Consider the following 12,799-nt stretch of genomic DNA (forward strand, 5'->3'; position numbering starts at 1 on the left):
GGTCGGATTGAGTCCGAGCGTAGCGAGGTCCTTAATTGCAGGGCCGGAGGCGAGCCGTTAAGCAGCAAACAAATCTCGCGCATGGCGCGAGTTCCTCATTGCGGCGCCGCAGGCGACGCGTCGGAAACCCATCCCCTTAGCCTCCTGACGTTGACGGAGCCTCGGCCCCCTCGGCTGAGGACATTGCCGTTAAGCAAACAGCGGAGCTGTTTGTAGGCGATGCGCGAGCCGACAGGCGAGCCAGCAAGAAGTCAGCCGTAAGGCTGTCCATAATTGCGGATGGCTGTCAGCGAAGCTGACTGGGGGAGCGTCGGCGGGCCGACCGTTTCTCACGCTGCCATCCGTATCCGAGTTTCACGTAGAGCAGATGCCAAACCAAGAACATCCGCCGAACACAACCGTTCAAGAAAGGTCGCGTTTCAATGAACCGTCGCTGGACCCAAGCCGAGATCTGGTCGTGGTACCGCAACCACGATTGGATCTCCGGCTGCAACTTCTCACCGAGCACCTCGCTCGGCGGCATGTTCGCGCTGCTGCAGGAATACGGTCACGAACAGATCCGCCGCGAGTCGGCCAAGGAGATCGCCCTCGCCGCATCCGTCGGACTCAACTCGGTGCGCGTCTTCCTGCCGTTCGAGGTCTGGCATCACCAGCGCGACGCGTTCTTCGCGCACCTCGACGAGTTCCTCGCCCTGCTCGACTCCTACGGCATGACCCTCATGCCGGTCATCTTCAACGACTGCCGACCGCCGAAAAGCCAGTACCGCGAACCGGTCTTCGGGCCGCAGCCCGAACCCAAGCCCGGCTTCTTCGGCGGCACCGACGAGAACTCGTTCGACACGGCCACCCAGACCGGCAAGCACGTCGGCTACAGCATCTTCGACGAACCCGACATGCAGCCGGTCGCCGAACAGTACGTGCGCGACCTCGCCCGCCACTACGGCGATGATCCGCGTATCCTCATCTGGAACGTGTGGAACGAGGTCGGCAACTCCAGCCGCGACCGCATGTCGCTGCCGCTCATGCGCAAGGCGTTCGCGTGGCTGCGCGAGGAGAACGTGAGCCAGCCGCTCACCGCCGAAGTCTGGGGTGCGCAGATGCCCGACGACGCGTCGTACTACGAGTGGCTCAACAACCCGCACTTCTTCGGCGACATCGACCGCGAAAGCATCGAACTGTCCGACATCGTCACGTTCCACTACTACGGCGACTACCTGCACTCCAAGCGGCTGATCGCGTGGCTCAAACAGTTCGGACGGCCGATGATCAACACCGAATGGATGCACCGCCCGTTCGCGAGCTGCATCGAAACGCATCTGCCGCTGTGGAAGCGCGAGGGGATCGGCAGCTACTTCTTCGGATTCGTCAACGGCAAATCGCAGCTCAACGTCGTGTGGGACTTCATCAAACCGTATCCGAGCGTCGACCAGACGCTGTGGATGCACGACATCTTCCACGCCGACTTCACGCCGTACGACCCCGACGAGATCGCCGTGCTGCGCGCATGTAACGCCGACAAGACCCTGCCGGATTCGTGCCGGCCGCCGGTCGATCGCTAGTCGATCGCCGACTTCACGAAAGGACCATCATCATGACCACCGTTCTCGAGCCGCCGGTCGCGCGGGCCGTACCGTACGATCAGCTGCCGCACCGCGTCAACAACGCCGTGCTCGCCACCAATCCGCTGCACCGCTACTGCGCCGATCCCAACCTCGCCATCTTCGACGGCCGCTACTTCCTGTACTGCACCGACGACGGCGTGGACGACTGGGGAACGACGTGCTTCAGCGTGTACGTGTCCGACGATCTCGCCTCGTGGGAGCGTTACCCGGCGCTCGACCTGCGTGACGTGCCGTGGTGGGACGGCTCCGACGGCGCGTGGGCGCCGAGCATCGTGCGGCGTGCGGACGGCCGGTACGTGTTCTATTTCGTGGCCGGATCGTCGATCGGCGCGGCCGTGGGCGAATCCCCGTACGGGCCGTTCGTGCCCGAACCGGAGCCAATCGTGCGGCGCGGCACGCACCAGTGCCATACGATCGATCCCGGCGTGTTCGTGGACAAGGACAGCACGCGGTACCTGCTGTTCGGCAACCGTCGTGCGTGGGCCGCGCCGCTGAACGAGGACTGCCTCTCGTTCGACGAATCGCAGGCGTTCTCGTGGGTGCCGGGCGACTTCCGCGAGGCCATCTGGATCCATGAGCGGGGCGGCATCTACTATGCGAGCTGGTCGGAGAACGACGCGAACGACGAGGACTACCAGGTGCGCTACGCGACGGCTCCGTCGCTGCATGGCCCGTGGAGCGGGCCGCGGCCGTTGATCGATTTCGACCCCGCGCATAAGCTGTACGGCACCGGGCACCACAACATCGTGAACATCCCCGGCACCGACGAATGGATCGTGGCCTACCACCGCTTCGCCTACAATCCGGACGGCCGCTGGGAGGGCGGCAACGGATTCCATCGCGAGGTCGTCTTCGCCCCGCTCGTGCATCGCGACGACGGATCTTTGGAGCCGATCCATCCCCAGACCGGTTCGTACGTCCGGCCGTTGACGTTCTGACGCGTCCCGTTCCTCGCCCGCGGAGATGACTTCGCGGGCGATATTGTCTTTGCCGTGCGCGCCGGTGTCGGTCTCGTCTCGGGGCTCTCGTTTCGGGGCTTATGGGCTGCGCCGACTTCGACCCGCCGACCGGTCGTGATGATCTGGTTTCTGCTGTCTGGTGTTGGCTATGCCTCGCCGTTTACACTCCCGGGCATACGGTCGTTTCCACGCCTCGAACCGGCCGTATGCCCGGTAGCGTCCGTCGAGATCGGGCCCGAATCCGGGCTTACGGTCGTTTCCGTGTTCCGAACCGGCCGTATGCCCGGGAAGTTGCGCGTGGTGGTGGCCATGTTCCCGGGCATACGGCCGTTTCCGACCTCCATGCCGGCCGTATGCCCGGGAGGTTTGCGTGTCCGATGGGTGTGTCCCGGGCTTACGGTCGTTTCCGGTCTCTATGCCGGCCGTATGCCCGGGAAGGGGAGGGGTGAGCCGAGTCCCGTCACCATTTGTTGCGGCAATGGCGTGCGAGTGGGGGGAGTTGAACTCTGCCGACGTTGCGGGCTTGGGTCATGATGACTGGTTTGGCCTGTGTTCGCTTGGCTCCTGTCCGGTGTTGAATCACGCGTTTTCGGCTGGTTCGGGTTCGTTCGTCACTTTTTTTGTTACGGCGGATCTGAGAAGGGCTGGTATGTCGGAGCTTGTGCTATGAAGAGTTAAGGGGTGCCAGATATGAATCCGGCACCCCTTGCGGCTCTAATGGGGATGGGTTTGGAGCCACCCCGCCGGTTTCGACCCGTTCCCTAAAAGTCCTTCGTGCGCGCCTGAAGAGCGGGAGCGGCTAGCAGTGTTTCCACCGGCACCATCCATCATAGTCGATATCATGATCGGCGTCGATGACGTTCTCTAGCAGGAATCGATTCGGCCGTCCGACAATAGTCGGGCGACGTTGCCGCGTCCTACGCGGCGCGGCCCTAATGAAAGGCGCGATCATGCGCAGTTTGGATGAGGAGCCGCGCGGCGGCTCGATGCTCGGGTACATGACGGTGATGTTCATCGTCGTTTCGGCCAAGATCGATACGGTCACGGCCGACTGCATCTGCATGGGCTTGACGGCCTACGTGATGTGGCAGCATCACAAGGAAAGCCGCGAGTAGCGACACACTCAGCCCCGGCGGTATGAACTGGCGGGGTCGATGACGGCCCGTGCAGTGCCCCGAGAGCTTGGCCCGCACGGGTCTTTTTTCATGATCGCTGAACCTTCCTGTTGTATTTTTGTATCGGAAGGAAAGTTGAGGAAAGTTAAATCCGATAAGGCTGTTCATGATGAGATCGTTGGAATTTCAACGATCATAGGATTTTTGTGAGTGATGCGGTCAAAGGGAAGATGCCGGATTGGAAAGTTAGGGAAAGTTAAATCCGCTGGTAGGTGACTCGCGCTGTGCTGCTCTGCTCATCGTCTCGGATCCGAGGTTCGGGACATGTGTCTCGGGCATGATATGTTGGGGCGTCCGCATTCCTCTGGTACGCGGGCTCTTCTGGAAGGATCCGGACGCTGCGGCGGCGTATTGAGGGCGTTTGCTCCTAGGATGGCCGTTTTCTGGTGAAATCCGGACGTTCGGGGTCGGATCGGTGTCCGTTTTCTCCTAGAAGGAGGTTTGATATGTGGGGTTCTGTGTGGGATTGCTGGATTCCGTCAAATTTCCGTCTTGTCGTCGGATACAGGAAAGCCCCGAACCATTGGTATTCCAACGATTCGGGGCTTTCGCTCCTGCGTGCGAGTGGGGGGAGTTGAACCCCCACGAGCATACACTCACTGCCACCTGAAGACAGCGCGTCTACCATTCCGCCACACTCGCAGACAATCGACTAACTTACACCCGACTTGCATTTTGCGCCACTTCGGCGTGTCGCGATGGATGCCGGATGCGGCGCGGTGAGGAACGCGGCGGAAAGCACGGTGAAGCGATGTGTCCAAAAGCGAGTGTTTTCGCCGTTTTTGGCGCGTCGCGTGGGGATGGCTGTTTGTATGGTGGGATCGTATCGTCCAAGTTGTGGGGTGGAGAGACGAAAATGAATCGGCTGCAATCTCGGTCGCGGTGCATGATACTCATGTGCGCCATGTTCGTGGGCGCGGTCATCCTATTGTTCTGCTCGTGGTTTGCGACGGCAGCGCTGGTCGCGATCGCTGCATCCGTCATCGGCCTGTGCTCGCTGCGCGAATGCCGCATCTGTCACCGTTTCGATACCCTGATCCGTACCGACCAATACGGCCAAATCTGCCCTACCTGCCAGCGCATGATCCTCGAAGGCCGTCAGCAGGAACTGCTCGAGCGCCGGATCGGCTGAACGGTCGCCGGCGACGATCGGCCTCCGCGCAACTACCAGCACGCGATGTTGCTGTCAGTGCGCGATTCGGTCCCGCCGACCAGCGAAACTCCGCCGCGAGCCCGCGCGCAATCATCGCAGCCACAGCCGTCCAGCCGCATGATCATCTGTCCGCGGCCGAAATCGGCCGTTTCCAAACCGACCGTCACCTCGTGCCCGCGCCGGGCCAACTCCCTCGCAACCGCCGCGTCGAACCGCGTCTCCACGCGCATCGCATTGCCGTGATCCCATCGCCAGCGCGGCGCGTCGAGCGCCTGCTGCGGGTCCATCCCGAAATCGATCGCGTTCATCGCCACCTGCACATGCCCCTGCGGCTGCATATACGCGCCCATCACGCCGAACGGCCCGATCGGCCGGCCGCCCCGCATCAGAAATCCCGGAATGATCGTGTGATACGTGCGCTTGCCCGGCTTGAGCGCGTTCGCGCGCGTCGGATCGAGCGAAAAATCGGCCCCGCGGTTCTGCAGCGCGATCCCCGTCCCCGGCACGACGATGCCCGAGCCGAACCCCATGTAATTCGACTGGATATACGACACCATGTTGCCCTCGCCGTCCGCGCAGCACAGGTACACCGTGCCCGAACTCGACGGCGTGCGCGTCGTGCGTACCTCGGCTGTCTCGCCGATCAGCCGCGCCTTCGCCTCGCCGTACTCGGGCGCAAGGTACCGCGCGTAGTCGAATCCGGTGTCGTCCGGATCGCTGACCGTGTCGAACGCGTCCGCGAACGCGAGTTTGATCGCCTCGATCTGCCGGTGGTACGTGAGTACGCGGTCGTCGTGCGCGACGTCGAAGTTGCGCAGGATGTTCAACGCCATGAGTGCGACGATGCCCTGTCCGTTCGGCGGGATCTCGCATACCTGCCAGCCGTCGCGGTAGTCGAGCCGCATCGGATCGACCCAGCGCGGCGCGTATGCGGCCAGATCGTCGTATCTGAGATAACCGCCGTCCGCGCGACTGGCCCGGTCGATCGTGCGGGCGAGATCGCCTTCGTAGAACGAGCGTGCGTTGGTCGCGCCGATCTCGGTCAGCGAGTCCGCATGATTTGGCAGCGTGACGATGTCGCCGGCCTGCGGCGCATGATGATCGTCGCCGTACGTGAATGTGCGGAACCATTCCGCGAACCGGCCATCGTTGTCATCGCTGCCACCGTTCGCACGACGGTAGCTGTCGGCGCCGCGCCGCCACCAGTAGGCGAGGTTTGGATTGGCCGCGTAGCCGTTGCGCGCGTAGTCGATGGCCGGCGCAAGATCGTCGGCCAGGGAGAGATTGCCGTAGCGTTCGTTGAGCGCGGCCCATGCGGCGGGCGCGCCCGGCACGGTGACCGGCGTCCAGCCGAGGTACGGCATGCGACCGTTCGCAGTGATGTTGCCGTCCGCGATGACGCGGTCGATGGAGATTCCGCGCGGCGCCGGGCCGCTGGAGTTGAGTCCGACGAGCCGCTGATCGCGGGCGCTCCAGGCGATGCAGAACGCGTCCGATCCGATGCCGTTCGACGTCGGTTCGACCACGGTGAGTGCGGCCGCGGCGGCGACCGCCGCGTCGAACGCGTTGCCGCCCTTGAGCATGACCTGCAGCCCGGCGGCCGACGCCTGCGGCTCGGAACAGTTGACCATCGCGCGGTTGGCGTAGATCGGGTAGCGCTGGGATGGATAGCGCTGGGCGAGCGGATCGAAGGTTGCGGATGCCATGCGTCCATTATCGCGCCGCCGGCCGGCGGGTGAGTCCCGGAAAATTCTTACGAGAATCGGGAATAAAAAGTTGCGACACAAAGTTGAGTGGTGTAGGCTCAAGTTTTGGAAAACAAAAAAGGCCGACATCCTCGAGACGAGGGCGGTACGGCGGCGATCATGAGATCGCGGCCGCGCGGCTTCCCGAAACTTGAGCGAAGAAACGTCAACGAATCATCAACCAAAGGAGCACATTATGGGACGTGCAGTAGGTATTGATCTTGGTACTACGAACTCCTGCATCGCTACGCTGGAAGGCGGCGAGCCGACCGTCATCGTGAACGCGGAAGGCATGCGTACCACGCCGTCCGTCGTCGCGTTCTCCAAGTCCGGCGAGATCCTCGTCGGCGAGGTCGCCAAGCGTCAGGCCGTCACCAACGTCGACCGCACTATTTCTTCCGTCAAGCGTCACATGGGCACTGACTGGACCGTCGAGATCGACGGCAAGAAGTGGACCCCGCAGGAGATCTCCGCGCAGATCCTGATGAAGCTGAAGAGGGACGCCGAAGCGTACCTCGGCGAGCCGGTCACGGACGCCGTCATCACCTGCCCGGCATACTTCAACGACGCCCAGCGTCAGGCCACCAAGGACGCCGGCACGATCGCCGGCCTGAACGTGCTGCGCATTATCAACGAGCCGACCGCCGCCGCGCTGGCGTACGGCCTCGAAAAGGGCAAGGACGACGAGCACATCCTCGTCTTCGATCTGGGCGGCGGCACCTTCGATGTCTCGCTGCTGGAGATCGGCAAGGACGAGGACGGCTTCTCCACCATTCAGGTGCAGGCCACGAACGGCGACAACCACCTCGGCGGCGACGACTGGGATCAGAAGATCATCGACTGGCTGGTCGGCGAGGTCAAGAACAAGTATGGCGTTGATCTGAGCAAGGACAAGATCGCGCTGCAGCGTCTGAAGGAAGCCGCCGAGCAGGCGAAGAAGGAACTGTCTTCGTCTACCTCGACCTCCATCAACATGCAGTACCTGGCCATGACCCCTGACGGCACCCCGGTCCACCTCGACGAGACGCTGACCCGTGCGCACTTCGAGGAAATGACCTCCGATCTGCTCGGCCGTTGCCGCACGCCGTTCAACAACGTGCTGCGCGACGCGGGCATCGGCGTGAGCGACATCGACCACGTCGTGCTCGTCGGCGGTTCGACCCGTATGCCGGCCGTCAAGGAACTCGTCAAGGAGCTGACCGGCGGCAAGGAAGCGAACCAGTCCGTGAACCCGGATGAGGTCGTGGCCGTCGGCGCCGCCGTGCAGTCCGGCGTCATCAAGGGCGACCGCAAGGACGTCCTGCTGATCGACGTGACCCCGCTGTCGCTGGGCATCGAGACCAAGGGCGGCATCATGACCAAGCTCATCGAGCGCAACACCGCCATCCCGACCAAGCGTTCCGAGGTCTTCTCGACCGCCGAGGACAACCAGCCGTCCGTGCTGATCCAGGTCTACCAGGGCGAGCGTGAGTTCGCCCGCGACAACAAGCCGCTGGGCACCTTCGAGCTGACCGGCATCGCGCCGGCTCCGCGTGGCGTCCCGCAGATCGAGGTCACCTTCGACATCGACGCCAACGGCATCGTGCACGTGTCCGCCAAGGACAAGGGCACCGGCAAGGAGCAGTCGATGACCATCACCGGTGGCTCTGGCCTGCCGAAGGACGAGATCGACCGCATGGTCAAGGAGGCCGAGGCCCACGAGGCCGAGGACAAGCAGCGCAAGGAGGAGGCCGAGACCCGCAACCAGGCCGAGGCGTTCGCCTACCAGACCGAGAAGCTCGTGAACGACAACAAGGACAAGATCTCCGACGAGATCGCCAAGGAAGTCACCGAGAAGGTCAACGCGCTGAAGGAAGCCCTCAAGGGCGACGACATCGAGAAGGTCAAGACCGCGCAGAGCGAGCTGATGACCTCCGCGCAGAAGATCGGCGAGGCGCTGTACTCGCAGCAGGCCGCGGCCGGTGCCGCCGGCGCTGCTGGCGCGGGTGCTGCCGCCGGTGCCGGTGCGTCGGGTGCCGCGAATGGTGGCGACGACGACGTGGTGGACGCCGAAGTCGTGGACGATGACGACGACAAGAAGGACAACAAGTAATCATGTCCGAGTTCAACAAGGACGATTACCTGAACGACCTGCCGGACGTGGACGACGTGGCTGCTGGCGCGGCTGCATCGGCCGCCTCTGCCTCGGCTGACTCGGCGAAGGCCGAGCAGCCGGCCTCGGATTCCGCGACTAAGGAAGCGTCGGAGGACAAGCCCTCCACGAAGGAAGAATCGACTGAGAAGCCTGAGGATTCCAAGGATGCTTCCGCTACCGCTGATGCCGCCGCTGACTCCGACGCCAAGTCCGACCAGTCCGCCGACGACACCCTCACCCCGCTTGGCAAGGCCAAGAAGGAGGCCGCCGATTATCTCGAGGCCCTGCAGCGCGAGCGCGCGGAGTTCGTCAACTACCGCAACCGCGCCCAGAAGGAGCAGGAACGCTTCCGCCAGCACGGCATCATCGACGTGCTGACCGCGCTGCTGCCCGCCCTCGACGACATCGACCGCATTCGCGAGCACAGCGAGATGGACGATTCCTTCAAGGCTGTGGCCACGAAGATCGACAAGGCGTTCGAGAAGTTCGGCGTCGAGAAGTTCGGCGAAAAAGGCGAGGACTTCGACCCGACCAAGCACGAGGCGATCCTGCACAAGCCGGACGCGTCGGCCGAGAAGGAAACCGTCGACACCGTGGTGGAAGCCGGCTACCGCATCGGCGACCGCGTCATCCGCGCCGCCCGAGTGGTCGTCGCCTCCCCCCAAAACTAAATCCCATCCCTATCCCTAAAAATCACGTTGTAGAAGTCGGCATATGCTTTCGTGCGAACTTCTACCAACGTAAGGTGTGGCAACCAACGAGCGTGGGGCAGTGGTATGTGTTGCCCGGCCGTAAGACTTGGCCGAGCGGCCCGGAGCGTGCCGGGCAACACATACCACTGCCCCACGCGGTCACCGCACATCATCACACACGTAATGAAAGGAGACATGATGGCTGAAAATGAATGGCTGAGCAAAGACTTCTACAAAGTCCTTGGTGTCTCCAAGGACGCCAGCGACGCCGACATCACCAAGGCATACCGCAAGCTGGCCCGCAAATACCATCCTGATCTGAACAAGACCAAGGAGGCCGAGGAGAAGTTCAAGGACATCTCCGAGGCATACGACGTACTTAATAACAAGGAAACCCGCCAGAAGTACGACGCGATCCGCCAGTTCGGCATGGGAGGCGCGCGCTTCGCCGGCGGCTCCGGCAGCGGAGGATTCGACGCGTCCGGCTTCTCCGACGTCTTCGGTTCGATGTTCGGCGGTGGCAACGGCGGCAACATCCGCTTCTCCACGAGCGGCGGCGGCCCGACCAATCTCAACGACATCTTCTCGATGTTCGGCGGCGCGGCGGGTGCCGGCGCAGGCCGTGGCGGTTTCGGCCAGCAAGGCGGCCCGTACGGCCAGTACTCGCAGTACGAGTCCGCTCCCGAGCCGGAGAACGGCGAGGACCGCACGTCGAAGATCAAGCTGACGTTCCGTCAGGCGGTCAAGGGCGCGACGGTTTCGCTGAGCGTGGACGGCAAGAAGTTCAAGACGCATATTCCGGCCGGCGTGAAGGACGGTCAGAAGATCCGTCTGGCCGGTAAGGGCAAGCCGGGCCGCAACGGCGGCAAGGCCGGCGACCTGTATCTGAACGTGAGCGTGGCGGATGACCCGAAGTTCACGATGAACGGGCATGATCTGGTCGTGGATCTGCCGGTGACCGTGGGCGAGGCCGTGGCCGGCGCGAAGGTTGAGATGAAGGACATCGACGGCGAGCCGGTGACGTTCAAGGTGCCGGCTGGTTCGTCGAGTGGTACGGAAGTGCATGTTGCCGGTAAGGGCGTGAAGAACGGCAATGCGTTCGGCGACCTGATCGGGCGCGTGCAGATTCACGTGCCTGCCAAGCCGGGGCTGGGCCTGAAGCACGCGGCGAAGGAGTTCGACAAGGCGTCGGACGATTTCGCGGCGGAGCTGGCCGAGCAGCGGTGATGTGATTTCCTGTTATTGTGGCTGAGCGAGGCGAGCGGAGAAATCTTTTCAGGGGGAGTGACTCGATGAAGATTTCTCCGCTCGGCTGCGCCTCGGTCGACATGACAGGGGTGAGACTCTGCTCGGGTGACATGACGGGGCGTGGGTATGACGCTCCCTCAGTCTCGCTTTCGCGAGCCAGCTCCCTCAGCCGAGGGAGCCAAGAAACAGTAAGGAGATGAGTGCATATGGCGAGAATCGCGCAGGAAGTCAAGCGTGCCTACGCCGCGTGTGCGGCGGCGCTCGTCTCCGGTCGCGCCGATCTCGACGCGGTGGACTCGTTGGGATTGAACGTTGAGCTGCCGGTGTTCGCGGTCGGTCAGGCGGCCGAACTGGCGGGTGTGCATCCGCAGACATTGCGGCAGTACGACCGTCTCGGGCTGGTTGTGCCCAAGCGCACTGAAGGCGGTGCGCGCCGCTACACGTTGCGTGACATCGACCGGCTGGCCCAGGCTCAGCATCTGAGCCAGTCCGAGGGTATCAATCTGGCCGGTATCACGCGCATCCTCTCGTTGCAGGAGGAGAATCGCCAGCTGCGCCGGCAGAACCGTCATCTGCGTCGTCGGCTTGAGGGCGACAGCGTGTTCGAGGCCGGCATCGACGGCGAGGTCGTCGAAGTACGTCAGGCCAAGTCGAAGTATTACCGCATCTGGCGGCGTGGCAGCGGCAAGCCGTTGCAGATTACGGCCGGCCCGGCCGACGAGGCCGAGCTCATCCCCTCCGAGCTTGTGCTGCTTGGCGATTAGCCGGTCGGTCGCGGCCTCTTGTGCCGTCTTTCCGATCCTGATACGGGCCGATACGAAATCGACATTGCGCGGCGCGTGCTCGTCCGTGAGGTTTGGTGAGATAGATACAGCAAACCGATATCGAAGGAAAGGTGCCTTGCGATGCTGCTCAAAGCCGTGTTCTGGGATATGGATGGCACGTTGATCGACTCCGAGCCGTACTGGCATGCCGGGGAAATGGAGATCGCCAAGGCACATGGCGGCTACTGGGATCTCGACCTCGCATGGCAGGGGTCGGGCACGCCGGTGCCGCAGGTCGCGCAGCGCATGGTCGACCACGGATGCCAACTGTCGATCGAGGAGATCGGCAAGGGCATGATCGATTACGTGGCGAAGGCCGAAGCCGCGCACATGCCGTGGATCCCCGGCGTGACCGCCGTGCTCGAATCGTTGGTCGCCGCGGGCATCCCGTCTGTGCTGGTCACCACGTCGCCGCGCCATCTGGCTCAGGGACTGGTCGATCAGGCGCCGAAGGACGCGTTCGCCGGGTTCATCTGCGGTGACGACGACGTGGAGAAGAAACCGTCTCCCGAACCGTATCTGGCCGCGGCCAAGTTACTGGGCATCGCGCCGGAAGACATGGCATATTGCGTGGCGCTGGAGGACTCGATGAGCGGCCTGAAGTCGGCGGCCGCGTCGGGCGCGACGTTGATCGCGCAGACCGGATACATCAACACGGATACCTCCAACGGCCCGCAGTTCGCGTCGATCTCCTCGTACGACGGCGTGACGGCCGACGTGCTCGACGGCTACGTGCGCCAGCGTGTCGGCGCGTGATGGTTATTAAACGTGTGAATGGGTGTGACGCTCCCCCAGTCAGCTTCGCTGACAGCCCCCTCAGCCGAGGGGGCCAAGATTCTTCCAATGTCGCAAGGCGTTTTGACCGCTGAAGTCGCGTGAAAATATAGCTTGCGCGGAGTAGGCTGGTCAGTGACCATACACGCGTATTAAGGAGGCGTATCATGGCTGATTTTGATTTTGGCGATGGCCTGCGCAAGGTGTTCCTTGCAGGCGTCGGTGCTCTTGCCACCACCGTGGAGAAGAGCCAGGAGATCGTCGACGATCTCGTCAAGAAGGGTGAACTGACGGTCGAACAGGGCAAGGCTCTCAACACCGAGCTCAAGCGCAAGGCCGCCGAGGTCAAGGAGGAGTCCGCCAAGAAGGATGCGGCCGCCGAGGAGCCCAAGGCCGAGTGACCGCAAGGTCATTCATCGTCATTTCGACCGAACGTCAGTGAGCGGAGAAATCCTATGAAGCCTACCAGCGCA

General features: G+C 63.0%; 11 protein-coding genes and 1 tRNA gene. 10 read left to right on the forward strand and 2 right to left on the reverse strand.

The window, feature by feature from the left end; genetic code table 11:
- Nucleotides 1-422 precede the first annotated feature (422 nt).
- The 3 genes from JS541_RS08670 (at nt 423) to JS541_RS08680 (ending at nt 3,696) form a co-directional block, all read left to right on the forward strand.
- Nucleotides 423-1,559, forward strand: coding sequence for a beta-galactosidase (locus tag JS541_RS08670; RefSeq protein WP_214374067.1), 1,137 nt, complete (start codon nt 423-425; stop codon nt 1,557-1,559).
- A 32-nt stretch (nt 1,560-1,591) separates the two neighbouring features.
- The gene (locus JS541_RS08675) at nt 1,592-2,560 is read left to right on the forward strand and encodes a family 43 glycosylhydrolase (RefSeq protein WP_214374068.1); all 969 of its coding nucleotides are present in this window, start codon (nt 1,592-1,594) and stop codon (nt 2,558-2,560) included.
- 971 nt (nt 2,561-3,531) lie between these two features.
- A complete protein-coding gene (locus JS541_RS08680) occupies nt 3,532-3,696 on the forward strand; it encodes a hypothetical protein (protein ID WP_214374069.1) in 165 nt (54 codons plus the stop codon).
- 619 nt (nt 3,697-4,315) lie between these two features.
- On the opposite strand, the gene JS541_RS08685 is transcribed toward JS541_RS08680, so the two are convergent.
- Nucleotides 4,316-4,398 (reverse strand) — tRNA-Leu (locus JS541_RS08685).
- 253 nt (nt 4,399-4,651) lie between these two features.
- Here JS541_RS08685 and JS541_RS08690 point away from each other — a divergent pair.
- Complete coding sequence (locus tag JS541_RS08690) at nt 4,652-4,888, forward strand: hypothetical protein (RefSeq protein WP_214374070.1); 237 nt, start codon at nt 4,652-4,654, stop codon at nt 4,886-4,888.
- A 32-nt stretch (nt 4,889-4,920) separates the two neighbouring features.
- Here JS541_RS08690 and JS541_RS08695 read toward each other — a convergent pair whose 3' ends face one another.
- Nucleotides 4,921-6,615: a gamma-glutamyltransferase family protein gene (locus tag JS541_RS08695; RefSeq protein WP_214374071.1), complete on the reverse strand. Its 1,695-nt coding sequence runs from the start codon at nt 6,613-6,615 to the stop codon at nt 4,921-4,923.
- A 235-nt stretch (nt 6,616-6,850) separates the two neighbouring features.
- Here JS541_RS08695 and dnaK point away from each other — a divergent pair, with 235 nt between their 5' ends.
- The 6 genes from dnaK (at nt 6,851) to JS541_RS08725 (ending at nt 12,727) form a co-directional block, all read left to right on the forward strand.
- Entirely contained in the window at nt 6,851-8,746 is a 1,896-nt protein-coding gene (gene dnaK / locus JS541_RS08700) for a molecular chaperone DnaK (protein ID WP_214374072.1), read from the forward strand.
- Nucleotides 8,747-8,748: 2 nt separating this feature from the next.
- On the forward strand, nt 8,749-9,459 hold the full coding sequence (gene grpE, locus JS541_RS08705; RefSeq protein WP_214374073.1) for a nucleotide exchange factor GrpE: 711 nt from the start codon (nt 8,749-8,751) through the stop codon (nt 9,457-9,459).
- A gap of 219 nt (nt 9,460-9,678) precedes the next feature.
- Nucleotides 9,679-10,707 (forward strand): DnaJ C-terminal domain-containing protein, encoded by a 1,029-nt coding sequence (locus tag JS541_RS08710; RefSeq protein ID WP_214374098.1) that lies wholly within the window; start codon nt 9,679-9,681, stop codon nt 10,705-10,707.
- 227 nt (nt 10,708-10,934) lie between these two features.
- Entirely contained in the window at nt 10,935-11,492 is a 558-nt protein-coding gene (locus tag JS541_RS08715) for a helix-turn-helix transcriptional regulator (RefSeq protein WP_214374074.1), read from the forward strand.
- Between the two features lie 141 nt (nt 11,493-11,633).
- Nucleotides 11,634-12,308, forward strand: coding sequence for an HAD family phosphatase (locus tag JS541_RS08720; protein ID WP_214374075.1), 675 nt, complete (start codon nt 11,634-11,636; stop codon nt 12,306-12,308).
- 185 nt (nt 12,309-12,493) lie between these two features.
- Nucleotides 12,494-12,727, forward strand: a complete 234-nt coding sequence (locus JS541_RS08725) for a hypothetical protein (protein WP_214374076.1) — start codon at nt 12,494-12,496, stop codon at nt 12,725-12,727.
- Nucleotides 12,728-12,799 lie beyond the last annotated feature (72 nt).

Origin of the sequence: Bifidobacterium sp. SO1, from assembly GCF_018555335.1 — a bacterium.
Classification (GTDB): domain Bacteria; phylum Actinomycetota; class Actinomycetes; order Actinomycetales; family Bifidobacteriaceae; genus Bifidobacterium; species Bifidobacterium simiiventris.

Coding starts and splice junctions, on each gene's coding strand:
- JS541_RS08670 (WP_214374067.1), top strand. CDS start 423: ATGAACCGTCGCTGGACCCAAGCCGAGATCTGGTCGTGGTACCGCAAC.
- JS541_RS08675 (WP_214374068.1), top strand. CDS start 1,592: ATGACCACCGTTCTCGAGCCGCCGGTCGCGCGGGCCGTACCGTACGAT.
- JS541_RS08680 (WP_214374069.1), top strand. CDS start 3,532: ATGCGCAGTTTGGATGAGGAGCCGCGCGGCGGCTCGATGCTCGGGTAC.
- JS541_RS08690 (WP_214374070.1), top strand. CDS start 4,652: ATGTGCGCCATGTTCGTGGGCGCGGTCATCCTATTGTTCTGCTCGTGG.
- JS541_RS08695 (WP_214374071.1), bottom strand. CDS start 6,615: ATGGCATCCGCAACCTTCGATCCGCTCGCCCAGCGCTATCCATCCCAG.
- dnaK (WP_214374072.1), top strand. CDS start 6,851: ATGGGACGTGCAGTAGGTATTGATCTTGGTACTACGAACTCCTGCATC.
- grpE (WP_214374073.1), top strand. CDS start 8,749: ATGTCCGAGTTCAACAAGGACGATTACCTGAACGACCTGCCGGACGTG.
- JS541_RS08710 (WP_214374098.1), top strand. CDS start 9,679: ATGGCTGAAAATGAATGGCTGAGCAAAGACTTCTACAAAGTCCTTGGT.
- JS541_RS08715 (WP_214374074.1), top strand. CDS start 10,935: ATGGCGAGAATCGCGCAGGAAGTCAAGCGTGCCTACGCCGCGTGTGCG.
- JS541_RS08720 (WP_214374075.1), top strand. CDS start 11,634: ATGCTGCTCAAAGCCGTGTTCTGGGATATGGATGGCACGTTGATCGAC.
- JS541_RS08725 (WP_214374076.1), top strand. CDS start 12,494: ATGGCTGATTTTGATTTTGGCGATGGCCTGCGCAAGGTGTTCCTTGCA.